This window comes from Sutcliffiella sp. NC1, assembly GCF_027594365.1.
GTDB lineage: Bacteria > Bacillota > Bacilli > Bacillales > Bacillaceae_I > Sutcliffiella > Sutcliffiella cohnii.
Window position 1 is genome coordinate 3,727,189 of record NZ_CP115153.1, and the last position, 24,429, is coordinate 3,751,617.

22 protein-coding genes and 1 other annotated feature (1 of these 23 only partly in view) are annotated in these 24,429 nt (G+C 35.6%); of the genes, 1 reads left to right on the forward strand and 21 read right to left on the reverse strand.

Features of this window, described 5'->3' with window-relative positions:
* Window positions 1-70, reverse strand: a binding site (T-box leader); it reaches 171 nt to the left of the window's first position.
* Between the two features lie 65 nt (window positions 71-135).
* From ytxC to O1A01_RS19560, 19 genes are all read right to left on the reverse strand, one after another.
* Window positions 136-969, reverse strand: coding sequence for a sporulation protein YtxC (ytxC, locus tag O1A01_RS19470; RefSeq protein WP_066415367.1), 834 nt, complete (start codon window positions 967-969; stop codon window positions 136-138).
* Window positions 970-1,193: 224 nt separating this feature from the next.
* Window positions 1,194-2,594 carry a replication initiation and membrane attachment family protein gene (locus tag O1A01_RS19475; protein WP_270064788.1) on the reverse strand — a complete coding sequence of 467 codons (1,401 nt, stop codon included), beginning with the start codon at window positions 2,592-2,594 and terminating at the stop codon, window positions 1,194-1,196.
* Between the two features lie 88 nt (window positions 2,595-2,682).
* Window positions 2,683-3,144 carry a transcriptional regulator NrdR gene (gene nrdR, locus O1A01_RS19480; protein WP_066415361.1) on the reverse strand — a complete coding sequence of 154 codons (462 nt, stop codon included), beginning with the start codon at window positions 3,142-3,144 and terminating at the stop codon, window positions 2,683-2,685.
* Window positions 3,145-3,164: 20 nt separating this feature from the next.
* Window positions 3,165-3,566 carry a cytosolic protein gene (locus O1A01_RS19485; RefSeq protein ID WP_270064789.1) on the reverse strand — a complete coding sequence of 134 codons (402 nt, stop codon included), beginning with the start codon at window positions 3,564-3,566 and terminating at the stop codon, window positions 3,165-3,167.
* 189 nt (window positions 3,567-3,755) lie between these two features.
* Entirely contained in the window at window positions 3,756-4,130 is a 375-nt protein-coding gene (speD, locus tag O1A01_RS19490; RefSeq protein ID WP_270064790.1) for an adenosylmethionine decarboxylase, read from the reverse strand.
* Between the two features lie 337 nt (window positions 4,131-4,467).
* Window positions 4,468-5,499 (reverse strand): glyceraldehyde-3-phosphate dehydrogenase, encoded by a 1,032-nt coding sequence (locus tag O1A01_RS19495; RefSeq protein ID WP_270064791.1) that lies wholly within the window; start codon window positions 5,497-5,499, stop codon window positions 4,468-4,470.
* Between the two features lie 160 nt (window positions 5,500-5,659).
* Window positions 5,660-6,259: a dephospho-CoA kinase gene (gene coaE / locus O1A01_RS19500; RefSeq protein ID WP_270064792.1), complete on the reverse strand. Its 600-nt coding sequence runs from the start codon at window positions 6,257-6,259 to the stop codon at window positions 5,660-5,662.
* 50 nt (window positions 6,260-6,309) lie between these two features.
* Entirely contained in the window at window positions 6,310-6,945 is a 636-nt protein-coding gene (gene ytaF, locus O1A01_RS19505; protein ID WP_270064793.1) for a sporulation membrane protein YtaF, read from the reverse strand.
* A gap of 73 nt (window positions 6,946-7,018) precedes the next feature.
* Window positions 7,019-7,846, reverse strand: coding sequence for a DNA-formamidopyrimidine glycosylase (gene mutM, locus O1A01_RS19510; protein ID WP_270064794.1), 828 nt, complete (start codon window positions 7,844-7,846; stop codon window positions 7,019-7,021).
* 16 nt (window positions 7,847-7,862) lie between these two features.
* A complete protein-coding gene (gene polA / locus O1A01_RS19515; RefSeq protein ID WP_270064795.1) occupies window positions 7,863-10,493 on the reverse strand; it encodes a DNA polymerase I in 2,631 nt (876 codons plus the stop codon).
* Between the two features lie 102 nt (window positions 10,494-10,595).
* Window positions 10,596-11,528 carry a protease modulator HflC gene (gene hflC / locus O1A01_RS19520; protein ID WP_270064796.1) on the reverse strand — a complete coding sequence of 311 codons (933 nt, stop codon included), beginning with the start codon at window positions 11,526-11,528 and terminating at the stop codon, window positions 10,596-10,598.
* Window positions 11,528-12,502: an FtsH protease activity modulator HflK gene (gene hflK / locus O1A01_RS19525; RefSeq protein ID WP_270064797.1), complete on the reverse strand. Its 975-nt coding sequence runs from the start codon at window positions 12,500-12,502 to the stop codon at window positions 11,528-11,530. Before hflK ends, hflC begins: the two co-directional genes overlap by 1 nt.
* Before the next feature lie 320 nt (window positions 12,503-12,822).
* Window positions 12,823-14,589 carry a two-component system histidine kinase PnpS gene (gene pnpS / locus O1A01_RS19530; protein WP_270066438.1) on the reverse strand — a complete coding sequence of 589 codons (1,767 nt, stop codon included), beginning with the start codon at window positions 14,587-14,589 and terminating at the stop codon, window positions 12,823-12,825.
* Complete coding sequence (locus O1A01_RS19535; RefSeq protein WP_270064798.1) at window positions 14,582-15,310, reverse strand: response regulator transcription factor; 729 nt, start codon at window positions 15,308-15,310, stop codon at window positions 14,582-14,584. Before O1A01_RS19535 ends, pnpS begins: the two co-directional genes overlap by 8 nt.
* 616 nt (window positions 15,311-15,926) lie before the next feature.
* Window positions 15,927-16,403: a MaoC/PaaZ C-terminal domain-containing protein gene (locus O1A01_RS19540; protein WP_270064799.1), complete on the reverse strand. Its 477-nt coding sequence runs from the start codon at window positions 16,401-16,403 to the stop codon at window positions 15,927-15,929.
* Window positions 16,404-16,485: 82 nt separating this feature from the next.
* Window positions 16,486-17,424 carry a malate dehydrogenase gene (gene mdh, locus O1A01_RS19545; protein ID WP_270064800.1) on the reverse strand — a complete coding sequence of 313 codons (939 nt, stop codon included), beginning with the start codon at window positions 17,422-17,424 and terminating at the stop codon, window positions 16,486-16,488.
* 80 nt (window positions 17,425-17,504) lie between these two features.
* Window positions 17,505-18,773 (reverse strand): NADP-dependent isocitrate dehydrogenase, encoded by a 1,269-nt coding sequence (icd, locus tag O1A01_RS19550; protein ID WP_270064801.1) that lies wholly within the window; start codon window positions 18,771-18,773, stop codon window positions 17,505-17,507.
* A gap of 115 nt (window positions 18,774-18,888) precedes the next feature.
* Window positions 18,889-20,007 (reverse strand): citrate synthase, encoded by a 1,119-nt coding sequence (citZ, locus tag O1A01_RS19555; RefSeq protein WP_066420133.1) that lies wholly within the window; start codon window positions 20,005-20,007, stop codon window positions 18,889-18,891.
* A 281-nt stretch (window positions 20,008-20,288) separates the two neighbouring features.
* Window positions 20,289-20,753: a DUF441 domain-containing protein gene (locus O1A01_RS19560; RefSeq protein ID WP_270066439.1), complete on the reverse strand. Its 465-nt coding sequence runs from the start codon at window positions 20,751-20,753 to the stop codon at window positions 20,289-20,291.
* Window positions 20,754-20,911: 158 nt separating this feature from the next.
* Between O1A01_RS19560 and ytvI the strand changes: the two genes are divergently transcribed.
* Window positions 20,912-22,033, forward strand: coding sequence for a sporulation integral membrane protein YtvI (gene ytvI / locus O1A01_RS19565; RefSeq protein ID WP_066420131.1), 1,122 nt, complete (start codon window positions 20,912-20,914; stop codon window positions 22,031-22,033).
* 44 nt (window positions 22,034-22,077) lie between these two features.
* On the opposite strand, the gene O1A01_RS19570 is transcribed toward ytvI, so the two are convergent.
* Window positions 22,078-22,473 (reverse strand): FxsA family protein, encoded by a 396-nt coding sequence (locus O1A01_RS19570; RefSeq protein WP_066420129.1) that lies wholly within the window; start codon window positions 22,471-22,473, stop codon window positions 22,078-22,080.
* Window positions 22,474-22,631: 158 nt separating this feature from the next.
* Complete coding sequence (gene pyk, locus O1A01_RS19575; protein WP_066420128.1) at window positions 22,632-24,386, reverse strand: pyruvate kinase; 1,755 nt, start codon at window positions 24,384-24,386, stop codon at window positions 22,632-22,634.
* Window positions 24,387-24,429 lie beyond the last annotated feature (43 nt).

Consider the following 24,429-nt stretch of genomic DNA (forward strand, 5'->3'; position numbering starts at 1 on the left):
AAGCTTTCAGCCTTGTCTTCCCTCTCTGAAATTCGTATTTAACTACTATTGTCCTTATCATTACTTTTCGCTTTTAAATTAAAATGAATATGTAGGTAATTATATTCTCCCTACACAATAAAATCAAGTAGTGGATTACTCAACTTTCATTTTTTTTAGCGGAAAGTGTTGATACGGTTTTATTGTAGCACGCTCTTGAAATATGTTTCGGATCGTTTGGACAAGTTGATGATCCATATGATCTGTGTATAAATAAAGTTTATTTGGAGCTATTGACACTAATGGAGCCAAAACGACTGAATCAATATAAAAGGCATAATTATTAAAATGAGTTCTGTTAATATATTTTTTTAAGTGATCTTTCGATAAGTAATTTTGTTGGCTATCGTAAAATTCAAAGTGTGTTTCATACACTAAATGGACTTCATCTAGTTTTGATTCAGCTGAAAATAACACCTCTCTCAATTGTTGAATAAACGCTTGATATTCCTGTTCCATTTTATACTCATCAATAGCCGCTTCAATAAATTGATACAACGAGTCAAAATAATGTTTAAGTCGGAAAGTTAATACAGATTCGAATGAAAATGAAACTGGATTTTCTAACAATAAATGTAGCGATTTAATTAATGTTTGGTCTCTTTCTACTAGCGATGGCAGATTAGGGATGTCGTCTCTTTCTCCGTTTAGAATGCTTTGTAATATGGATAAAATTTGTTCTTGCTCTTCTATGTCCTTATAGAAAAAGGAGTGTTCTAACACTGACAATGCCCGTTGTTGTTCTTTTTTCTTTACAAACCATCTTAACGTCTCAATCATACTTGGCTTTATTTTTTTCAACTCATGCATTTCCATACAAATTTTTTCGTTATGTAAAGAAAGTGAACTGTCACTTTTTACGAAACAATTTTTAAGTTGCTTATAAACAATACTTGCATCAGTTTCATCATGAAAGGAAATCTCAAACAAGTTTGTCCCCCCTTTATTACACCTGCTTCTATGTATATGGGGGAAAGTATTAAAAAATGATAAATCTTTATAAAAACATGAAGGGACGTTGCGTCTCTAAAATCAGGTGTTTAAGTTAACCCGTTGCACTTCGTCGCTACAGACACTTGCTTTCCGCGGGGAGGGAGTCGAGCCTCCTTTTGACTGTGTGTACAAAAAAACGCTAGAGGGATGTGCTCTAACGTTTACTTACCTTTATTTAATTTAAGTTTTTCTAGACGTTCTGCGAGTTTTCGCTTATTTTCTTCTTGAGCACTAACGGTTTCTTTCTCCTCTTCTTCTTTCGTTTTTTCACTTATAAAACGATTACGATTAGGGGTCTCTTTCGTTTGCTTTGTGGTATTTGATTTGGTTTGTTTTGTTTTTGCCCAATTTTGATATTGGCGGTTTTCTGCTTTTGCTAGCTCCATCGCTTCGATAACAGTTGTAACTCGCTTTCTTGCCCAATGGCTAGCTATTTTCTCCACGTAATTTCGATTTAATTTCATATCTGTTTTTAATAAAACATAGTACAGAAGTACATTCACAACACCTGCTGGAAGTTGTTGCTTAAACATCACATCTTCCACAATCCACAAGTCCGATATAGAAGGATCCCCACCTGAGAAATCAGTCAACAGTTGTTTTGGGGAGACATTTTCCAACATTTGAATTAACTGCTCATCTTTTGATTTCGGTTTTTTATCATCCATTTTTCTTAAATGAACTGGTTGCGTACGCTCGACTAATGTTGGTAGTCCATCTTTATTTTCTAATTGGTACCAATCTCTAGCTACTTTTCTTAGCTCTTCTATATTAACGGTATCGTCATCATCAATAGCATTCATGACAATATCCTTCATCGTAATAGGATCAATATGATATAAAAATGATAATTTTGAGATAGCTTCTTCCACTTTCGGTGTAATGGATTTTCGTGGTATGACAACTTCTGAAAGACCTGCATAGAACAGAGAAAAGTCAAAACCTTCATGCTTTACTTCAATTTCTTTCCCATCTTTTTTCGTAATCCATTCCAGATCTTCATCAAGCTTTGAGTCTTCTAACACCTCATCAGTTACTTGTGTCATCATACTTTCAGCCTGGATAGATGCAAACACCTCATGAAAAGAGCGTGTAATATTTTGAAACGTATTAGGTATTATTTCATCACTAAAGAAATTCTTCACCTTCACATACTTACTTTTTCCAAGACGGTTATACAAATATATATTTAACATCGGATCAGAGAAAAAGGTTTCGGGAGTAAGAGGGGGTTGTAATTCATAAATAAAGGTTCTTACATTTTCCTCTTCTTTCACGTACGTTTTCAGCAGTCCAATTGCTTCAAGTTTTAAGCGCTCCTGATGTATATCCTTTAAGTTACATTGCATAGTCGTCATGATACTATGGTGAGTAGACTCTTCTCCCCAAAGACGATCTTGTTCCAATTCACTCCAAAGCGTCATAAATAAACTGTAACCTCGAAACCCAATCAAAGGTTGGTACAGCATCGTAATAATTTTCCTATCAGCTTCTTGCAATAGCCCATTAACTTTTACAACATAGCGATCAATTGGGATTAGTTCATTCCAATACCTCGTCAACTTGATCCCTCCTTCGTATCATCCAAACTTACAACTTAATATCTGAAATACGTGAAAAAGAGCCTATCATTAAGCTCTTTTTCTATCGTTATTTTCTTTCGCGTTCAATTAGCTCCTTCAGTTCATCTAAAAATACATTTATATCTTTAAACTGTCGATAAACAGAAGCAAAACGAACGTATGCAATTTCGTCAATTTTTGCTAAATGGTCCATGACCATTTCACCGATGGTATTACTATTTACTTCCGACACACCTATATTCCGTAGATCTTTTTCAACGTTAATAACAATATCTTCTAACTTTTCTAAAGGAACTGGTCTTTTTTCACAAGCACGTATTAAACCACGCAATGCCTTTTCACGGCTAAATTCTTCACGTACCCCTTCTTTCTTCACAACGATTAAAGGCATTTGTTCTACTTTTTCAAATGTAGTAAATCGAAAGGAGCAAGCTTCACATTCTCTACGACGGCGAATGGAACGTCCTTCTTCGACTGGACGAGAGTCTAAAACTCTAGTTCCATTGTGATTACATGTTGGGCATTTCATTTAGTTCTCACTCCGTTCTTTTACTTTTCTGCATTTAATCCTGAACCGACATATGTTAATTGCTTACCAAGCTTTTCATACATTATAAAAATTAACTTTCTACTATAGCCAAAATCAGAAGGTAGTACTGTTTCCGTTGTAACAGAGAAATCGATTGCCGTTTCGAAAGGTCTTACAGAAATGACAGTAATAATCATAAAAGCTTTTTTTCCTTTACGAACTTCAACAGCTATCTCACCATGTTCTTCGGAAACTGATTTTACAGTTAACCCATCCTCTTGATGGATAACAGTTTTTATAGCTTCGATTGCTTTTTTAGTAGTCGTTTTATAATATCGACTTTTTAATTGTTCATCTATATGATTCTCTCTCGTTTCTGTTTGAGTAGAAAAAAATGATTTTAGCTTTTGTCCAATTGACATAAAAATATGACAACCCCTAACTTTAGAGTATATGTATTTATTTACAGCTTGTCCTAATTTGAAAAATTCTTTAATTTTCTACTTATCACGAAGAATAACGTGATTATTAGAAAGATTATTAAAGAAAAGACCATAAGAAAAAGAGGTGCATATACACCTCTTTCCATTTTAATTCATTTTCTTCATCTTTTAAAGTGCTTTTGCTTTCTTTACTTCAACTGGGCCCATACCACGTGGAAGCTCAATTGTTTCACGTGTTTTAGCATCTAACGCTTCGGCAATGTAATTCGCCGCAATATTCGGGTCTAATTCTCCGCATGTATACACATCAATACTTGCATAACCATGCTCCGGGAAGCTATGAATCGTTAAATGAGATTCAGAAATAATAACAACACCACTAATTCCTTGTGGTGCAAATTTATGAAATGCTACTTCACGAATTTCTGCTCCTGATTTAAGTGCAGCATCCACAAACGTTTTTTCTACATAATCCATGTCATTTAACTTGTTAAAATCGCAACCCCATAACTCTGAAATAACGTGACGACCAATAGTTTCCATCTCACGTTCCCCCTTTTATTATTTTTTACATGAATTTCTTTCAAAAACTCCGTTTAATTATTCCTACCACGGGGGAAAGTTAGTCCAGAGAGGTCCTAACCCTTTAAGTAGAAACATTACCGCTTCAAGAAGTTCACGAATCATAGTATACTTTGTTTATTTTCTTTTTTCAATACTTTTTCTTTAAATAAATGAAGGGGGGTTAATACTTTTAATATGTAGCTTGTCACAACTGTTTTTTTATATAAGTAAATGACATTACAATTTTTTCATAACGATTACGTAAAAAAGTGACTAATGATTATACTCACTAGTCACTTCAAAAGTCTATTTATATTTATCCCGCTACTACTTTTTCGGATTGAAACATTTTTTCTGCTACAAAATTAACTAAGTCCACTACTCTGCAAGAATATCCCCATTCGTTATCATACCAAGCTAAAACTTTTACTTTATTACCTTCCATCACTATCGTTGATAGCCCATCAATGATCGCTGAATTAGGGTTTGTATTGAAATCAATAGATACAAGTGGTTCCATTGTTACATCAACGATTCCTTCTAATGATCCGATAGAAGCCGTTCTAAACGCATCATTTACGTCATCAACCGTAACACTTTGTTTAACATCTACTACTAAGTCCACTAAAGATACGTTTGGCGTTGGTACTCTTAGCGCCATCCCGTGTAGTTTACCTTTCAAGTGCGGTAAAACTAAAGATAACGCTTTCGCAGCCCCTGTCGATGTCGGAATAATAGATTGAGCACATGCACGAGCTCTACGTAAATCTTTATGTGGATTGTCAATATTTTTTTGATCGTTCGTATATGCATGAACTGTCGTCATTAAACCGTTTACAATTCCAAACTGCTCATCTAACACTTTTACAACGGGAGCTAAACAGTTCGTTGTACAAGATGCATTTGAAATCACTTCATGATTCTCGATATCTAACGTTTCTTCATTTACGCCCATTACAATGGTGACATCCTCATTTTTGCCTGGAGCTGTTAGTACTACTTTTTTTGCCCCTGCGTTTAAATGAAGCGCGGCTTTATCACGAGAATTAAATTTACCAGTAGCTTCAATGACGATATCTATATTAAGCTCTTCCCATGGTAATTCCTCTGGGTTACGATTATTTACTAATTGAATTCTTTTGCCATTCACGATTAATGCATCATTTTCGGGAATTATTTCTCCATCGAAACGACCGTGATTTGTGTCATACTTAATTAAGTGAGCTAACGTTTCTGCTGGATAGCTCGCATTGATTGCAACGATATCGATGTTCCCCTCTTGGATTGCGCGTCTAAATACCATTCTCCCGATTCGTCCGAATCCATTAATTGCAACCTTTGCCATCATTACAATTACCCCTTTTCATATATATGTTATACTTATAAACTATAATTCTTGTAATTAGTATAACACAATAACTTTTGTTGTGTCATCAGAAATATATGTCGATTATTAACTTTTTAAACTAAAAAAACTCACCTTTAATGGCGAGTGTAATGATGGTGAGCTATTCTTGAATTTGTTTTAATATTTCTTGTAATTGAGTGGTTGTCTCGTCTAGAGATCCGTTGTTATCGATGACGAAATTGGCTAGGTTTTTTTTCTCTTTTAAGGGCATTTGTGAATGAATTCTTGCTAACGCTTCATCTTTTGATAATATATTTCTTTCCATTAGTCGCTTTAATTGCACTTCTTCGTCCACATATACTACGATTGTTTTATCGACTAAATGTGTTAATTTACTTTCAAATAGTAACGGTATGTCCATTACGACAACTGAGTAGCCTTCTTGTAAATATTGAGCTGTTTTTTCTTTCATTCTTTTTCTAATGTTCGGATGTATGATACTATTTAAAAGTTGACGTTTATCTTCATTATGAAAAATGATACTCCCTAACGCTGCACGGTCTAACGATCCGTCGTTATGTAATATAGCCGGTGAAAAAGTTTCTACTAACTTGTTTAACGTCTCTGATCCTTTTTCGACAACTTCCCTGGCAATGATATCAGCATCAACGACTGGTATTCCTTTTTCTTTTAATATGTTTGCTACCGTACTTTTCCCACTGGCAATCCCACCTGTTAACCCAATAACAATTCCTGGCATGGCCAACTCTCCTTTACGAAAAAAGAGACTGCTCTAAACACCCAGCCTCTTTATAATTTTATAACCCCAATAACAATTAATAATACACCTGGTAGAAAAGAAAGCTTTTGAATCCAGCTAACATTCGAAAATACTCGACCTAACTTAATTCCAGACACAACAAATAATGAGCACATTATTGCAACACATATCGCCATTCCCCACGGAGAAAACCCTAGAAGAGCTGCACCTATTCCTGCCCCGAAAGCATCTAGAGAAAGTGCAATCCCTAGAAAAAATGCTTCTAATCCAGTGATTGATCCAGAGCGATCAAAATCAGCTTCAGTTGGCTTTTTCAAAATATTAATGACAACACCTAATGATTTTATTTCAAAATTTAGGATCAATTTCTCTCCGACTAACTCCGAATCCTTCTCATTCGAACGGAAAAATTGATATAAAACCCAAAGCCCTAAACAAATAAGGATAACTCCACCAATCGTTTCAGCAAATTGGATCGACATAAAATTCATTATAATTGTACCTAAAAACATCGCAAGTAATAAAGAAACAGCCGAACATAAAGCAATAATGGACAGAGACTTTAGTGGCATATGCATCTTTCGTAATCCGTATGTTAAACCAACACTAAAACTATCTAAACTTACGGCAAAAGCTAAAAGAAAAAGCGACATGTACTGAATCAAAACGAGCTCCTCCCTTACTATCACTAACATAGTATATGGCAGGAGCCCATTCGATGTGTTTATCCCTTTAGCTCTACTTTCTTTGACAATTAGGACATATATGTGTCCCTCTACCCGCAACTACGGACTTTTCGATAACCGTGCCACATTTTTTACACGGCTCATCATTACGACCGTATACAAAAATATCTAATTGAAATAACCCTATTTCGCCTTGAGAATTTACGTAAGAACGTACCGTACTACCGCCTTTTTCCACTGCATCTTGTAACGTTAATATTATTTCTCGATGTAGCGTCCTCATTTGTTCATCCGTTAAACTACTTGCAATTGTTTCTGGATGAATATTAGATCGAAACAACGCCTCATCAACGTAAATGTTCCCTAATCCAACTACTACGGATTGATCTAATAAGGCTGCCTTTATGTTACGATTTGTTCGTTGTAGTTTCTGTTTTAAGACATCTACTGTGAAGCTCTCATCAAACGGTTCTGGGCCAAGGTTTACTAACGGTTTTGTTTTTAATTCTTCACCTGGTTTAAACAGATGGTACGTTCCAAACTTCCGTACATCTTGATATCGTAATTCTGTTCCATCTGTAAATCGAAAAATAACATGTACATGTTTATTCATCGGTTCTTCCTTTGCAAAGAGACCGTATCGACCTTCCATTCGCAAATGGGAAACCATGACAAAATCGGATAACGTAAAGAGTAAAAACTTACCTCTTCTACCTATATCTAAAATTGTTTGGCCACGAAGCAATAGCTCAAATTGTTGGACATCGTCTGGCTCTTTAATCATTTTGGGCCAACGAACTTCCACCTCTTCTATTGTTTTCCCTTTTACTAGTTGTACGAGCGTTCTTCTAACCGTTTCTACTTCTGGTAATTCTGGCAACTTAAATCCCTACCTTTTATTTTGCATCAAACCATGTAGGTCCGTAAGAATAATCAACTTTTAAAGGAACATCTAACTTAATCGCTCGTTCCATTTCTTCAGGAACTATTTTCTTTAATAGTTCCATTTCTTCTTTTGGCGCCTCAAAAACTAACTCATCGTGAACTTGTAACAATAATTTAGTTTTGAGCCCTTCTTCCTTCAATCTACCCGCCATGTTAATCATCGCTTTTTTAATAATGTCGGCAGCACTACCTTGAATAGGAGTGTTCATTGCCGTTCTCTCCGCAAAACTACGTAGATTAAAGTTTCTGCTCGTAATTTCTGGCAAATATCTTCGACGATGTAATAGTGTAGATACATACCCTTTATCTTTTGCGTCTTGAACGATATCTTCCATATATTGTTTTACACCTGGAAAACTTTCCAAGTATCGGTCAATAAATGTTTTTGCTTCTTTACGAGTAATTCCTAAGCTTTGAGATAATCCGTAATCACTAATTCCATAAACAATCCCAAAGTTTACTGCTTTTGCTTGTCTTCGCATATTTGAAGTTACTTCATCGGCACCTACGTGGAAAACATCCATAGCTGTTTTTGTATGAATATCAGCATCTTCATTAAACGCTTCAATTAGCTTTTCGTCCCCAGCAATATGAGCAAGTACTCGTAATTCAATTTGTGAATAATCCGCTGCAAAGATTACCCAATCTTTTTCCGACGGAACAAACGCTTGACGGATTTTTCTACCCTCTTCTAATCTTATCGGGATATTTTGTAAGTTCGGATCAATTGAACTTAGACGTCCTGTCTGAGTTAAAGCTTGGTTAAATCTAGTGTGTATCTTGCTAGTATCTTTATGAACAACTTTTAACAGTCCTTCTATATAGGTGGATTTTAACTTTCCAAGTTGACGATAATTTAAGATTTGTTGAATTATTTCATGTTTTTCTGCTAACGCCTCTAAAACATCAACCGAAGTGGAATAGCCTGTTTTTGTTTTCTTAACTGGAGGTAAACCTAATTTTTCAAATAGGATGACACCAAGCTGTTTTGGCGAATTAATATTAAACTTTTCCCCAGCTAGTTCATAAATAGTTTCTTCTAATTTCTCAAGCTTCTGAGCTAAATCCTCACCCATTTTTTCTAGCCTATCTATATCTACCCTTACTCCAGTCGCTTCCATATTCGCTAAAATAATGGATAACGGCATTTCCAATTGCTCAAAAAGTTCTAACTGCTCATTTTCCTCTAATTCCTTTATAAATGTATCTTTTAATTGTTCCATCGCAGTTGCTTTTCTAATTAAATGCTCTGCTAATATATCTTCATTAGGTACAGCCTGTTTTGCTCCGCGACCATATATTGTCTCATCTGCTTGTACTTGGGCATACCCTTTTTTCTTCACTATTTCTGCTAAGTCTTCGGAAGCTTCCGCAGGGTTTAAAATATAGGAAGCTAAATGGAAATCAAAATCAATTCCATTTAATTCAACGCCTTGCCAACGAAGGGCAACTTGCGCTCTTTTCGCATCAAAAACCGTTTTCTTTTGTTCCTTTGATTGAGCAAACTCTTTAAAGACTTCTGATTGTAGTGCATCTTCCGTCCGGAAATAAAAGCTACCTTTCTCGTTAACAATTGCAATTCCTTGAATAGTAGCCTTATGATAGTTTTCTTCCAACACTTCTACCATGAGCACATTTTCCCAAGCGAAATGATCTTCACGAATTTCTTCCACTATTTCATATGTAACTGTCTTTAATTCTTCTATTGGTTCTTCTACTGTCGCTCCGACTTTATCTAACAAGGAATTGAAGCCTAGCTCTTTAAATATCCCAACAACTTTTTGGGCATCAAAGCCATCATATTTCGTATCATCCACCTTTACTTCAATTGGTGCTTCACGAAGAATTGTTGCTAACTCTTTACTCATCAGTGCTTGTTCTTTATTTTCTTCTAACTTTTCCTTTAGTTTCTTTCCACTTACTTGATCAATCGACTCTAATAATGACTCTACCGAACCAAACTCTTTCAATAGCTTTAATGCTGTTTTTTCTCCCACACCTGGTACACCTGGAATATTATCGGAAGAGTCACCCATTAGACCTTTCATATCGATAATTTGATTAACATTAATTCCGTACTTTTCCTGTACAAAGTCAGGAGTATAGGAGTCAACATCTGTTATTCCTTTACGAGTAATATCTACTGTCACGCGGTCTGATGCAAGTTGCGTTAAGTCTTTATCTCCAGAGATAACTTTTACTTCGAAGCCATCTTTTTCGGCTTGAAGTGACATTGTTCCAATAATATCATCGGCTTCATAGTTATCTAATTCGTATGTTTTAATGTTGTATGCATTTAATAGTTCTCTTAAAAAAGAAAACTGCTCAGAAAGTTCTGGTGGAGTCTTTTGTCGTCCTCCTTTATACTCTCCAAACGTTTTATGACGGAAAGTAGTTTTTCCAGCATCAAATGCAACTAACATATGTGTAGGTTTTTCTTCTTCTAATATTCTCATTAACATCATCGTAAATCCATAAATAGCGTTCGTATGTATCCCTTTATCGTTACTCAATAGCGGCAATGCAAAAAACGCACGGTACGCTATACTATTTCCATCAATTAGTACTAATTTTTTTGTCATGTTCTTACCTCCTTCTATATAAAAAAGCCATAATTCTCCGTTTCTATTTTAACATGATAGCAAATAGAAAGGAAAATTACGGCTACAATTGTTTTCTTTTATTTATTCTCTATATCCAAGAAGTAATCTAGCATATGGAGAATCAGATGGTAAAATAATGACAGTATCTCCGTTAATAGTCGTTTTGTACGATTCTAAAGTACGATACAATTGATAAAACTCTGCGTCTTTTGAGAAAGAGTCGTTATATACTTTTGCAGCTTCCTGTTCTCCTTCCCCTCTTATTTTATCGGCATCCGCTTCAGCTATAGCTAACATTTCTCTTACTTCTCTATCTGTATTTGCAATAATTCTGTTTTTCTCTGCTTCCCCTTGGGAGAGATAATCTTGTGCTGTAGATTCACGTTCAGAAATCATACGAGTATATACCGAATGTTCATTTTCCTCAGGCAAATCAGTACGCTTTATACGGACATCTGTTACAACGATTCCATAATTATCTTTCGTAAGCAACTCGTTCACACGCTCTGTTACAATATCATTTAAACTTCCACGGCTCGATTTTTCATCATTAATAATTTCGTCATAGTTAAGTCGCCCTAACTCTGTACGAACAACCGAGAAAACAAACTCCGACATCTTTGCTTCTGCATTCACTACTGTTGCTGCTTGTCGTAACATTGATTGTGGATCTTCTATTCGCCATAAAACATAGTTATCTATTAACATTCGTTTTTTATCTCGAGTATTTATTTCTGCCTCTGTTACATCATAAAGCATTTGATATTTTGGTAGAGTCGTAACTTCTTGAATGAACGGTATTTTCACGTATAAGCCAGGCTCATTTTTCACATCAACAACTGCTTGGAACTGTCGAACAACTTTAAACTCACCTTCTCTAACAATGTAAACATTCGCAAGAAGAAGTCCTATAACAACGAAAGCTATAATTAAAACAATTCCACCGCGGATTGCTTTTTTCCACTCAAAATTAGGCTTACGTTCTTGAATATCTATTATGTTTTGATCACTCATTAGTTGTTGCCACTCCCTTCCTGATTCACTGGTGGTACCGGAGTACTATTCGTTGATTCTGATTGGCGAATAGGGAAGTATTTCATCGTATTTCCTTCATCATTCATAATATAAATTTCTGCATTAGGTAACACATATTCTAACGTTTCAATAATAATACGCTCTCTAGTAATTTCTGGAGCATTTACATACTCTTCATATAATGCGTTGAATCTTGCGACATCTCCACGAGCTTTTTCAATACGGGCTGTTTTCTCCCCTTCAGCTTTTGAAATAATCGCGTCTTTTTCCCCTTGCGCCTCATTAATCTGTTGATTACGATATCTATTAGCTTCATTCCTTCTTGTTTCCATTGTTTCTCTTGCATCAGTTACATTTGTAAATGCTTTACGAACTTCTTCATTCGGTAGCTCAACATCTTGTAATTTTACAGCTGTCACAGAAACACCGATATCATACTTTTCCATTAAGGATACAATTAGTTCAAATACTTCAGCTTCTATTTCTGCCTTTCCGTCTGTTAACGCATCATCAATATCAGAACTACCAATTATACTTCTTAAAGAAGCGGAAGTAGCATTATATAATACTTGACGTGGATCATTGGAGTTAAATAAAAACTTTCCAGGATCCGTTATTCTCCACATAACAACCATATCAGCTAGGACGATATTTTCGTCTCCTGTAATCATTTTCGTTTCATCTGGGAATTCCACAACAACACCATCTTTTTCTTCATAACCAAACTGTAAACTAAACGTTTGTGTAGAAAGTTTCTCTACTTTTTGGATCGGCCAAGGTAGTTTGAAATGCAGACCAGATGGTTTAATATCTCCATCCAGTTTACCAAAAGTTAAAATTACTGCTTGTTCTGTTTCATCCACCGTGTACCAACTAGTTAGTGCGGTTACTCCGACAACTACTGCAAGTAACACGAGAAAAATAGTTGTGTATATTTGTTTTAAACTTATCATCCTTTTCTCCCCTCTTTCTTTCGATAACTCTTATACGTACTTTAATGATAAAAGTTTCAATAATATGACCATTAATTACAATTTCTTAAAAAGTTTTTTACATTTTCATATTATCATAATTTTGATAGTTGCAGTGATTTCTAGTTATTCCAATATAATGTAAACTAATGGAGACGCTATTTAGCGATATCGATTTTATGCATAAAAAAAATGGCTAGAACAAAATGTTCTGGCCATTTCCAAAACTAATGCTTTGGATGAAGGGGTTTCATCTATATAGTAACAATGGATTATTAAACAAGCATGAAAAATTTGTTAATCTATTGTAAATCTTTATTTTCTTTATTTAATACTACAACGAAAGAAGTCCCTTCATTTACTTTACTAGAAACCGTTATTTTACCTTTATGCGCTTCGATTAAGTGTTTCACGATTGCCAGTCCTAATCCTGTCCCACCGGAATTTCTACTTCTCGCTTTATCGACACGATAGAAACGCTCAAATATTCTCGGAATTTCTTCCTCTTCCATACCTATTCCGGTATCTTTAATAACGATATGGACATCTTTTCCTTTATCCTTTACCGTAACAGTTACTTCACCATCTGCAGGCGTATAGGCAAGCGCATTGTTTATTAAGTTAATAAAAACTTGTTTTAATCTAGCACTATCGCCTAATAAAAATAAAGGTTGCTCACTTTTTAAGAGTTGTAAACGGATATTTTTACTCTCTGCCTTACTCTTCAATATTTCAAATATTTCTTCTAGCAGTTCATGAATATTTAAATATTGAACATTTAGTTTATATCCTTGTTGTTCTATTTTCGATAAATCTAATAAATCTTGAATAAGTGATTGAAGCCTACCACTTTCTTTTAAAATGATAGAAAGAAAATGCCTTAGTGTTTCTTTATCTTCCATTGCACCGTCTAATAACGTTTCTGAAAATCCCTTTATTGATGTAACGGGCGTTTTTAGCTCATGGGAAACATTTGCAACAAAATCTTTTCTCATTTGTTCAAGTTTCTTCAACTCCGTAATATCATGAAAAACGAGAACAATTCCTTTCCATTCTTCGTTATTACCGATAATAGGAGCACCGTATACTTCAAAATGTTTTCTTTCAATGTTGAGAGGTAGAATAATTTGTTTTCGGACTTTCACTTCTGTCATAAAAATTTCTTCAACTAAAGCAATAATTTCTTTATGTTCAAAAGCTTCATAGTATAAACGGTATAAATAATCACCAAGTCTCGCATTAAATGTTTCTTTGTACGCTCGGTTTACTAAATTAATATAACCTCTACCATCTATTAAGATTAGTCCACTTCCCATATTTTCAATTAACGTTTTTAAGCGATCTTGCTGCATTTCTTGAGCTGACGTCATGTCTTGCAAATTACGTGCTAATATATTTATCGATTGACTTAACATCGCTGTTTCATCTAAATATTCTTCATACGTTCTTGCTTGATAATTCCCTTTCGCAAGTTCGGTTGCTACTTTCGTTGCTGACTCGATCGGTCTTGTATAGTGAGTTGTAATTTTCACCCCTAGTAAAAGAATAACAACTAAAGCTGTACCTAAACTAGCAATTAACAAGCCCCAAATTTGCTGATTAAGCTGATGAAGCGGCTCTACAGGAGTACTTAATACGACAAAAGCAACTCGTTCTTCCTCATTTTTAATTGTAGCTCCATAATAAAACATCTCTTCATCTTGATCAAAATAAAAAGTATCTTGAGCTTTATAACTTTGGATCACTTTACTAATAACAGCTTGGTGCTCCCTATTATATGGGGTTCTTACGTTAGTATCATATATTATAATTCCGTCTAGGTCTGTTAAAGTAATTCTTGCAGTTAATGTATCACTTATATCTTGTAGTTGAGACTGTAATTGTGGGGTGAGTCCACCCTCTTGTTGAGCTAATAATGAAATGACATTCGTCTCTTTTTCTAGTCTTTGATTAAATGTGTTTAAATAAAAAGATTTAAACAACTGACCAAGTAATAAACCTAACCCGATAAGTACGGTTATGATCAGCGTGATAAGGGCAAATAAAAGGCGCGAGCGAAATTTACTCATCAAGCTTCGGTTCCTCCAATTTGTAACCTAATCCCCTTATCGTTTTTATGTAAATAGGTTTTTTGGTATCTGGTTCTATTTTTTCTCGTAAATGGCTAATATGAACATCAACAATTCGAGTATCACCAGCAAAGTCATAGTTCCAAACAGCACTTAATAATTGATCTCGAGTTAGTACTCTTCCTTTGTTTTTAGAAAGAAAAACTAAGAGTTCAAATTCTTTCGGGGTAAACTCTAATCTCTCGGATTTATAATAGGCCTCATATTGTTCAGGTAAGATTTTCAAACTTCCAATTTTTAATGTTTCACCATGGCTTCCATTTTGCACATCATCAGCAGTGGGTTGGTTGGAAGTCGATGTTCGACGAAATATAGCTTTAATTCTCGCTACTACTTCTCTTGGGCTAAATGGCTTTGTCATATAATCATCTGCCCCTAATTCTAATCCCAAAACTTTATCAAATTCATCATCTTTCGCTGTTAACATTAAAATCGGGACCATTACTTTTCTAAGCCGAAGTTCTTTACACACTTCAATTCCATCCATTTTAGGAAGCATTAAATCTAATACAATAAAATCGGGTTCTTCACTTATAGCTTTTTGTAATCCTTCTTCTCCATCATTTGCAACGACTACTTGAAATCCAGCCTGTTGAATATTGTACTGTAACAAAGTTACGATTGATTCCTCATCATCTACAATTAACACTTTTTTACTCATGAATTTTCCTCCACTTATACTTAATAGGAACCCCTTCCCAAAAGCAAAAGCCAAATCATTCTATTTATAAAATTTTCTAACTTAATCATACACCTAAAAAATAAAAGAGACAATTAGAAAAGCGGAGGCGGCTTGCTCAGGTCCAATCAAACTGGACTTTTTCCGCAGGAGATAAAGGAAACACGGCGACGAAGGAGCCGATGTTGACTTATCGTACGGAGGAAAAGGGAAGTTTGAGCCGGACCTAGCCGCCGGAGCTAGACAGATAGAAAAGCGGAGGCACATCGACTTTGCCCGTACAAACTGGACCAGTCCGGTAGGAGATAAAGGAAACGCTTTGGGAGCCAGAGGCGAGTTGATGTTGACTCATCGTACGGACGGAATGGGAAGTTTGATAGGGCCAATGCTCCGGAGCTAGACAATCCGAAAAGCGGAAGGGGCTCGTTCAGCGGCGACAAGCACAAGGCAAGGCGGCTAGAAGGTCGCTTTTTGACCTTCTGGACGGATTGCATTGTGACCTCGAGCCGCTAGCCCCTGTAGCTAGACAGAGAAAAGCGGAGGAGGCTTGTATTTCAGTTTACAAAACCCACAAAAAAAGAAGCATTTCTGCTTCTTTTTAAAAATTTTCTAATGTGATACTTTCTACCGGTTCAAGACGGTGTGGAGGGCATACAGTCAGCTTCCCCTTAATTACAGTTTCGTTACCTTCGTTTGTTGCATGAACTACTATTTCAATTGTATGGTCTTTTTCATGAATGTCGATTATTTCAAATAAAAAGTTTAATGTAGCGTAATGATAAACAGGCTTCGGAAAAGATAAATCTTGGTGAACAATGTGACTACCAGGGCCAGGTAAATATTTTGAAACTGCAGAAGTAACAATTCCTGTTAGCATGACAGAAGGAACAATTGGTTTTTTTAATGGTGTCTGAGAGGCATAATCATGTTGGATATATATTGGATTTGCATCGTCCGTAAGTCCTAAATAAAGAAGCAAATCTTTGTCTTCAATTTTCTCACTAAGCTCTAGCTTTTCACCAACTTTTATTTCTTTTAATTTTCTACCTATCTTTCTTTTTTTACCTAACAACATTATAACACCTCATTTTTGTAAGCGGTTGCATTTATTAGTTGAAAAATTGGGAGAGAATGAACTCTCCCAAATAAATAATAGATTACGCTAATATAGACATAACACTTTTAACAGATTCTACAGATTTTTGTAATCCTGCTTTCTCTTCTTCTGTTAAGTCTAATTCAATGATCTGTTCAATTCCGCCTGCACCAAGAATTGTTGGGACACCTAAATATATCCCTTTATATCCGTACTCTCCCTCTAAATAGGCAATAGCTGGCAAAACTCGACGTTGATCTTTTAATATTGCTTCCGTCATTTCAACTAGTGAAGCAGCTGGTGCATAGTAAGCACTACCATTTCCTAAAAGGTTAACGATTTCTCCTCCACCTTTTCTAGTTCTTTCCACAATGGCGTCAAGTCTAGCTTTCGGAATTAATGTTTCTAATGGAATTCCACCTGCATAAGAGTAGCGTACTAAAGGTACCATATCATCTCCATGACCACCTAATACGAAACCGGTAATATCTTTAACAGATATATTTAACTCTTGTGCTACGAAAGTTCGGAATCGAGCAGTATCAAGCACCCCAGATTGACCGATAACACGATTTTTTGGGAACCCAGACTCCTTGAAAACAGTATATGTCATAGCATCTACTGGATTAGTTAGTACGATAATATAGCAGTTAGGAGAATGTTTGACAATTTCTTTCGTTACACTCTTCATAATTTTTTGGTTAGTTTGTACTAAGTCGTCGCGACTCATACCAGGTTTACGAGCGATACCAGCCGTAATTACTACAACATCTGAATTAGCAGTATCCTCATAATTAGAAGTTCCAGTTATATTTGCATCAAAGCCAATTACCGGGCTAGCCTCTAACATATCTAACGCTTTACCTTTTGTAGGATTTTCTAATTGCGGAATATCTACTAAAACAACGTCACCTAGTTCCTTTTGAGCAAGTAAAAAAGCTGTAGTCGCACCCGTAAAACCTGCACCAATAACAGAAATCTTTTTACGTTTCATTGACATTATACATTCCTCCCAGCCCTAATTAAGTACTTTAAGGTAACCGGCATAAAAGCCGATTACCTCACATTACGGAAATTATATTACATATTTTTAATTAATTCGTCTCCGAATTCAGAACATTTTACTTCTGTTGCACCTTCCATTAGGCGAGCAAAATCGTAAGTTACAACTTTAGAAGAAATAGATTTCTCCATAGCCTTAACAACTAATTCAGCAGCTTCTGTCCAGCCAAGGTGTTCAAGCATTAATACTCCAGAAAGGATTACTGAAGATGGATTTACTTTATCAAGACCAGCATATTTCGGAGCAGTACCATGTGTTGCTTCGAAAATTGCATGACCAGTTTCATAGTTAATGTTAGCTCCTGGAGCGATACCTATACCACCAACTTGTGCAGCTAGTGCATCAGAAATATAATCTCCATTTAAGTTCATAGTTGCAACTACATCAAACTCACGAGGACGAGTTAAAATTTGTTGTAAGAAGATATCCGCGATGGAATCTTTTACGATTATTTTACCTTCTGCTTCAGCTGTTTCTTGAGCTTTGTTCGCAGCATCTTTACCTTCTGCTTCTGCAATACGATCGTATTGTGCCCAAGTGAATACTTTATCACCGAATTCTTTTTCAGCTAATTCGTAACCCCAGTTTTTGAAAGCACCTTCAGTAAATTTCATGATGTTACCTTTATGAACTAATGTTAAAGATTTACGGCCATGCTCAATTGCATAATTAATAGCAGCACGAACTAAACGGGAAGTACCTTCTTCAGAAACTGGTTTAATTCCGATACCAGAAGTTTCAGGGAAGCGGATTTTGTTCACACCCATTTCAGTTTGTAAGAAGTTGATTAGTTTTTCTACTTCTTCAGAGCCTTTTGCATACTCAATACCAGCATAAATATCTTCAGTATTTTCACGGAAAATAACCATGTCAGTGTCTTCTGGACGTCTTACCGGAGAAGGTACTCCTTGGAAATAACGTACCGGACGTAAACAAGTAAATAAGTCTAACTCTTGACGTAGCGCAACGTTTAAAGAACGAATTCCACCACCAACTGGAGTTGTTAATGGACCTTTAATTGCAATTATGTAGTCACGAATTACATCTAAAGTCTCAGCAGGTAACCATTCACCTGTTTTGTTGAATGCTTTCTCACCAGCTAATACTTCTTTCCATACAATTTTCTTTTCACCGTTATAAGCTTTTTCTACTGCTGCTTCTAACACGCGAGACGCTGATGCCCAAATATCTGGACCAGTACCATCACCTTCAATAAAAGGAATAATTGGATTGTTTGGAACGTTTAATACACCATTTTGTACAGTAATTTTTTCACCTTGAGTCACAATAATAACCTCCTAGTTTATAGCTTGTTGAACTACGTATATCGAGTGAGGAATATTAAAATTCCCCACTTCGATCGTACGTGTTGATAGTCTTTTAGTCAATGAAAATTGCTAATTATCCACGTTGTGAAATTGGAACGAATTCCTGTTTTCCAGGACCTGTGTAATCTGCACGCGGACGGATTAAACGATTGTTACTATATTGCTCTAGAATATGAGCTAACCAGCCTGAAACACGACTTACCGCAAAAATTGGAGTGAATAAGTCATGATCAATTCCTAGAGAATGATAGACAGAAGCAGAATAGAAATCAACGTTTGGTGGTAACGGTTTTTCAGATGTTACGATCTCCTCAATTTTTGTAGACATTTCATACCATTGAGGTTCACCAGTTAATTTTGTTAATTTTTCACTCATTTCACGCAAGTGCTTTGCACGTGGGTCTCCTTGGCGGTATACGCGGTGGCCGAATCCCATAATTTTTTCTTTGTTTGCAAGCTTTTCACGAATATAGCTTTCCGCATTTTCAGGAGAGCCAATTTCCGTTAGCATTTTCATTACAGCTTCGTTTGCTCCACCGTGTAAAGGACCTTTTAACGCCCCTATCGCTGCAGTTACACCAGAGTACACATCTGATAGTGTCGCAACACAAACACGTGCCGTAAATGTGGAAGCGTTTAATTCATGGTCAGCATGAAGGACTAACGCTTTATTAAATGCTTCAACAGCAATTTCAGATGGCTCTTCACCAGACAGCATGTATAAGAAGTTTGCTGCAAATCCTAGGTCCGTTTTCGGAGCAATAGGCTCTAATCCTTTACGAATACGAGAAAATGCAGTTACGATTGTGGAAATTTTAGCTTGTAGACGAATCGCTTTACGATAGTTAGCAGCCTCGTCCATTGAATCTGCTTCCTCATCATAAAGACCAAGCAATGAAACAGCTGTTCTTAATGCTGCCATTGGATGAACATCGTTAATTGGATATGTTTTAAAATGATTAATAACTTCTTCAGGTAGCGACATATTATCAGCTAATTGTTGCTTTAACTCTGCCAATTGAGCTTCTGTTGGTAGTTTTTGATGCCATAATAGATAAACTACTTCTTCGAAACTAGCATGATTTGTTAGATCATCAATATTATATCCTACATACGTCAATGTATCATCGATGATAGAACTAATAGATGATGTTGTTGCTACAATTCCTTCTAGACCTTTTGTTGCTGTCATTCTAACCCTCTCCTTTGTTTAAAAATTTCCCCATTAAACCCGAACGGTTGCTCAACATAATATTAACAGGATTTCCCCTGAAAGAAAATGCTTACATTTCCAAGTAAAAAATTAAACTATTACTCATAGTCTGAACCCCTTACAACCGTTAGGTAAAATATTCATATTTATGTAGGATGAAAGATTCCACGTTCTTATTATAAACAAATTTCTGACTTTTGTGAATGAAAAGGACAGAAGTTTGTATAAAAATAATTATTATACAAAAACATTCTTTTCCTTTATGAAGAAAAGTAGGAAATTACTCTCATTGCTATGTAGGCAATACCTGCGCCAATTAATGGCCCTACTGCAACTCCTTTAAATAGAGCAACCGCTAAAATCGTACCAAATACTAGCGCTGTAGTAATATGAGGATCTTCAGCAAGTAAATGAATGCCACTTTTCGCTATTAATGCAACTGCTATACCAGCTCCTAATGCAATCCAAGCGTACGAAGACTTAGCAGCGTCTTGTAGCTGCTTAAAACCAATATCACCTGTAGCAATTGGGACTAGTACTGCAATCGTAATAATTGTCACACCCCAATTAATTCCTTTACTATGGATAGTAGGGAATAACTTACTATCTAATCCAACTAATTTGATCACTAGTAAAACAGTAACAGCAATAATTAAAGATTGATTTTTAGCAATAAAACCTATTAATAATAATATAATGAGAAACAAGGTAGCTTGGTTAAACACAAACATCTTCCATCCTTCCGGTTAAACCTTATTAATCGTACCATAATTTTTTCAGAAATTGAACAAAAGCGATTTTTATATGATTTTATTTTATATACGTGTAGGAAAATAAACGGTAAAATATTACTGTAACTACTTAAAAAATGGAGGAATATTAATTGAATTGGAGTTATGTACATATAAGTTTACGAACGTTACTAGTTGCGACTATTACAATTATTACACTTATATCCTTTTATTATATTTTCCAAGTTACTTATCCCTTTATTATCGGTTTACTTTTAGCACTTTCTATTAACCCTATTGTAAATTTCCTTGAAGCTAAAGGTAGGCTTCCTCGTTCTCTTTCTGTATTTATTACATTAATTTTAGTGATAGCTGCCCTTGCAGGTATTATTACCTTGTTAATTATAGAAATTGTTGCGGGTACTGAGTATTTGGCAAAAGTTGTCCCAGGTCATTTCGAAACGTTAGTACTACATATAGAAAAAATAATAGTAACCCAAATTATTCCTTTCTTCAGTCAAATTACAGCAATGTTTCATAATTTAGAAGAAACACAGCAGTTATCAATCCTTGCAAATATCGAAAATTTTAGTGCCACAATAGGTACAAATGTAGGACAATTTATTCAACTGTTTCTACAAAACTTGCCTAAAATGTTTACTTGGATACCTAACGTAGCCACTGTTTTAATATTTTCTGTATTAGCGACATTTTTTATTAGTAAAGATTGGTACAGACTTCAAAATCGACTACATAAATTTACACCGAATAAAGTACAAGAGAGTGTCGGGAAAGTTTTTGTTAGTTTAAGAAAAGCGTTCGTTGGTTTTATTCGTGCGCAAGCCACTTTAATTTCTATCACAGCTGTCATCGTCTTAATTGGATTGCTTATTTTGCGAGTAGAATATGCAATTACAATCGCGCTAATTATCGGTATTGTCGATTTATTACCATACTTAGGTACTGGTTTGATATTCGTTCCTTGGATTATCTATTTAATCATTTCAGGAAATATTCCGTTAGCAATTGGCCTTTCTGTTTTATATGTCATTGTACTTGTTCAACGGCAACTAATGGAACCAAAAGTACTCTCTTCAAACATAGGATTAGATCCGCTAGCAACTTTAATTGCGTTATTCGTAGGCTTTAAATTAATAGGATTTTTAGGGTTAATTGTCGGTCCGGTTACTTTAGTTATCATAAACACGATGCATCAGGCTGGTGTTTTTAAAGATATTTGGTCCTATATTATTCATGGCAAAACGACGAATTAATAAAGAGTCCCACAAGTCAGTCTTAACTGATTTGTGGGACTTCTCTATCGTTTATTTATAATGATGAACTGTCCACGGTTCATCATTTTTCTTAACGTATTTATAATAATTGGTTTTACAAACTTTCTAGTAGTTGGAACAAGTAAGAAAAAGCCAAATGCATCTGTAATGAATCCTGGCGTTAATAATAAAATTCCACCTACTAAAATGCAAAGCCCATCGATAATAACATCTCCAGGCATTTCTCCGTAGCTCATTCTTTCTTGTGCGGTACGTAACGCTTCCATTCCTTGTTGTTTCGCTAACCATGCTCCAAGTACACCTGTTAATATGATGAGTAAAATAGTAGTTAACACACCGAAGGCTTTACCTGATAATATGAGTACCCAAATCTCTAAGGCAGGTACGATTATTATTAATGCCAATAGCAATTTAAACATTATCATCTCTCCGCTCTTTGCTTCGCCTATGGAGCTATTATATCAAAAATGAATAGAAAAGACGAAAGCTAAGTATAAACTATTAGTAGAAATTATATTATCGCAAAACAAAAAGAAAGCATGTCCTTTTTAGGCATGCTTTCTTTTTTTAAGTTATATTATAGTACGTTAGCGTGGCCTGTGTAGACTGTACCTCTTGATGCATCTACAGTGATGTCTTGGCCTTCTTTAAAGATGGATGTTGCGTCTTCTACTCCAACGATAACAGGAATACCTAAGCTTAGTCCTACGACTGCTGCATGGCTAGTTATTCCACCTTCTTCTGTAATAAGTGCAGAAGCTTTTTCTAATGCTGGCATCATGTCTTTATCAGAACCGATTGTTACAAGTACGGATCCTTTTTCAACTTTCGCTAATGCTTCTTCAGCAGTTTTAGCGATTACCGCTTTACCGTAAGCACTTTTTCTACCAATACCTGTTCCGTTAGCTAATACATCGCCAACAACATGTATTTTCATTAGGTTAGTTGTTCCTCTTTCTCCCACTGGTACTCCAGCAGTGATCACAATTAAGTCTCCGTGAGAAACGATTCCTGTATTTAATGATTCTTCAATTGCAACATCTAGCATTTCATCTGTTGTCGTCGCTTTACGTCCAATTCGAGGATATACACCCCAAACAAGCGCAAGTTTACGTGATACTGATTCACATGAAGTGACAGCAACGATAGCTGCTTTAGGACGGTATTTTGAAATCATTCTTGCAGTATGTCCACTTTCAGTCGGAGTAACAATTGCCGACACATCTAAGTTAACTGCTGTATAAGCAACAGATTGTCCGATAGAATCTGTAATCGTTCTTGGAGCTTGTTTATTACGAGTACTTAATAACTCATCATACGCTAAAGCTGTTTCTGCTCTAGAAGCGATATTGTGCATCGTTTGTACTGCTTCTACAGGATATGACCCTGCTGCTGTTTCACCAGAAAGCATAATTGCATCTGTGCCGTCAAAAATAGCATTTGCAACGTCACTTGCTTCTGCACGAGTTGGGCGAGGGTTTTTTTGCATAGAATCTAACATTTGTGTTGCAGTGATAACTGGCTTCCCTAGTGCATTACACTTTTTAATTAATTCTTTTTGTACAATCGGCACTTCTTCAGCTGGTATTTCTACTCCTAGATCTCCACGAGCAACCATTAAACCGTCCGAAACTTCTAAAATAGCGTCAATATTGTCGACACCTTCTTGGTTTTCAATTTTAGGGATGATTTGAATATGAGTTGCATTATGTGCTTCTAATAATTCACGAATTTCTAATACATCCGAAGCACGGCGTACGAATGAAGCAGCGATGAAGTCTACTCCTTGTTCAATACCGAAAATAATATCATTTGCATCTTTTTCTGTAATTCCAGGAAGATTAACTTTTACGCCAGGTACGTTAACCCCTTTTTTATTTTTTAATGTGCCACTGTTTAATATTTTTGTAACGATTTCGTTATCACGAATTTCTACTACTTCTAGACCAATTAAACCGTCATCTAATAAAATTCTTGATCCAACCGTTACATCTTCAATTAAACCTGGATATGAGATAGAAAACTTCTCAGTTGTTCCTTCCACCTCTGTCATGGAAACAATAATTTCATTTCCTTCAACTAATTCAATAGCACCATTTTCCATGTTATGCGTGCGGATTTCAGGACCTTTAGTGTCAAGTAAAATCGCAATGTTTTTACCTGTTTTTTCTGCCGCAACTCGAATGTTTTCGATTCTAGCACCATGTTCAGCGTAGTCACCGTGTGAGAAGTTCAAACGTGTAACGTTCATTCCAGCTTCCATTAGTTGTGTTAATTTTTCTATAGTTTCACTTGCAGGACCAATCGTACATACAATTTTCGTTTTTCTCATGAATGTTAAATCCTCCTATTATTTATGAAAACGATTCCATCGT

Coding starts and splice junctions, on each gene's coding strand:
- nrdR (WP_066415361.1), bottom strand. CDS start 3,144: ATGAAATGCCCAACATGTAATCACAATGGAACTAGAGTTTTAGACTCT.
- O1A01_RS19485 (WP_270064789.1), bottom strand. CDS start 3,566: ATGTCAATTGGACAAAAGCTAAAATCATTTTTTTCTACTCAAACAGAA.
- speD (WP_270064790.1), bottom strand. CDS start 4,130: ATGGAAACTATTGGTCGTCACGTTATTTCAGAGTTATGGGGTTGCGAT.
- O1A01_RS19495 (WP_270064791.1), bottom strand. CDS start 5,499: ATGATGGCAAAGGTTGCAATTAATGGATTCGGACGAATCGGGAGAATG.
- coaE (WP_270064792.1), bottom strand. CDS start 6,259: ATGCCAGGAATTGTTATTGGGTTAACAGGTGGGATTGCCAGTGGGAAA.
- polA (WP_270064795.1), bottom strand. CDS start 10,493: ATGACAAAAAAATTAGTACTAATTGATGGAAATAGTATAGCGTACCGT.
- hflC (WP_270064796.1), bottom strand. CDS start 11,528: ATGAGTGATCAAAACATAATAGATATTCAAGAACGTAAGCCTAATTTT.
- hflK (WP_270064797.1), bottom strand. CDS start 12,502: ATGATAAGTTTAAAACAAATATACACAACTATTTTTCTCGTGTTACTT.
- pnpS (WP_270066438.1), bottom strand. CDS start 14,589: ATGAGTAAATTTCGCTCGCGCCTTTTATTTGCCCTTATCACGCTGATC.
- O1A01_RS19535 (WP_270064798.1), bottom strand. CDS start 15,310: ATGAGTAAAAAAGTGTTAATTGTAGATGATGAGGAATCAATCGTAACT.
- O1A01_RS19540 (WP_270064799.1), bottom strand. CDS start 16,403: ATGTTGTTAGGTAAAAAAAGAAAGATAGGTAGAAAATTAAAAGAAATA.
- mdh (WP_270064800.1), bottom strand. CDS start 17,424: ATGTCAATGAAACGTAAAAAGATTTCTGTTATTGGTGCAGGTTTTACG.
- citZ (WP_066420133.1), bottom strand. CDS start 20,007: ATGACAGCAACAAAAGGTCTAGAAGGAATTGTAGCAACAACATCATCT.
- O1A01_RS19570 (WP_066420129.1), bottom strand. CDS start 22,473: ATGTTTAAATTGCTATTGGCATTAATAATAATCGTACCTGCCTTAGAG.
- pyk (WP_066420128.1), bottom strand. CDS start 24,386: ATGAGAAAAACGAAAATTGTATGTACGATTGGTCCTGCAAGTGAAACT.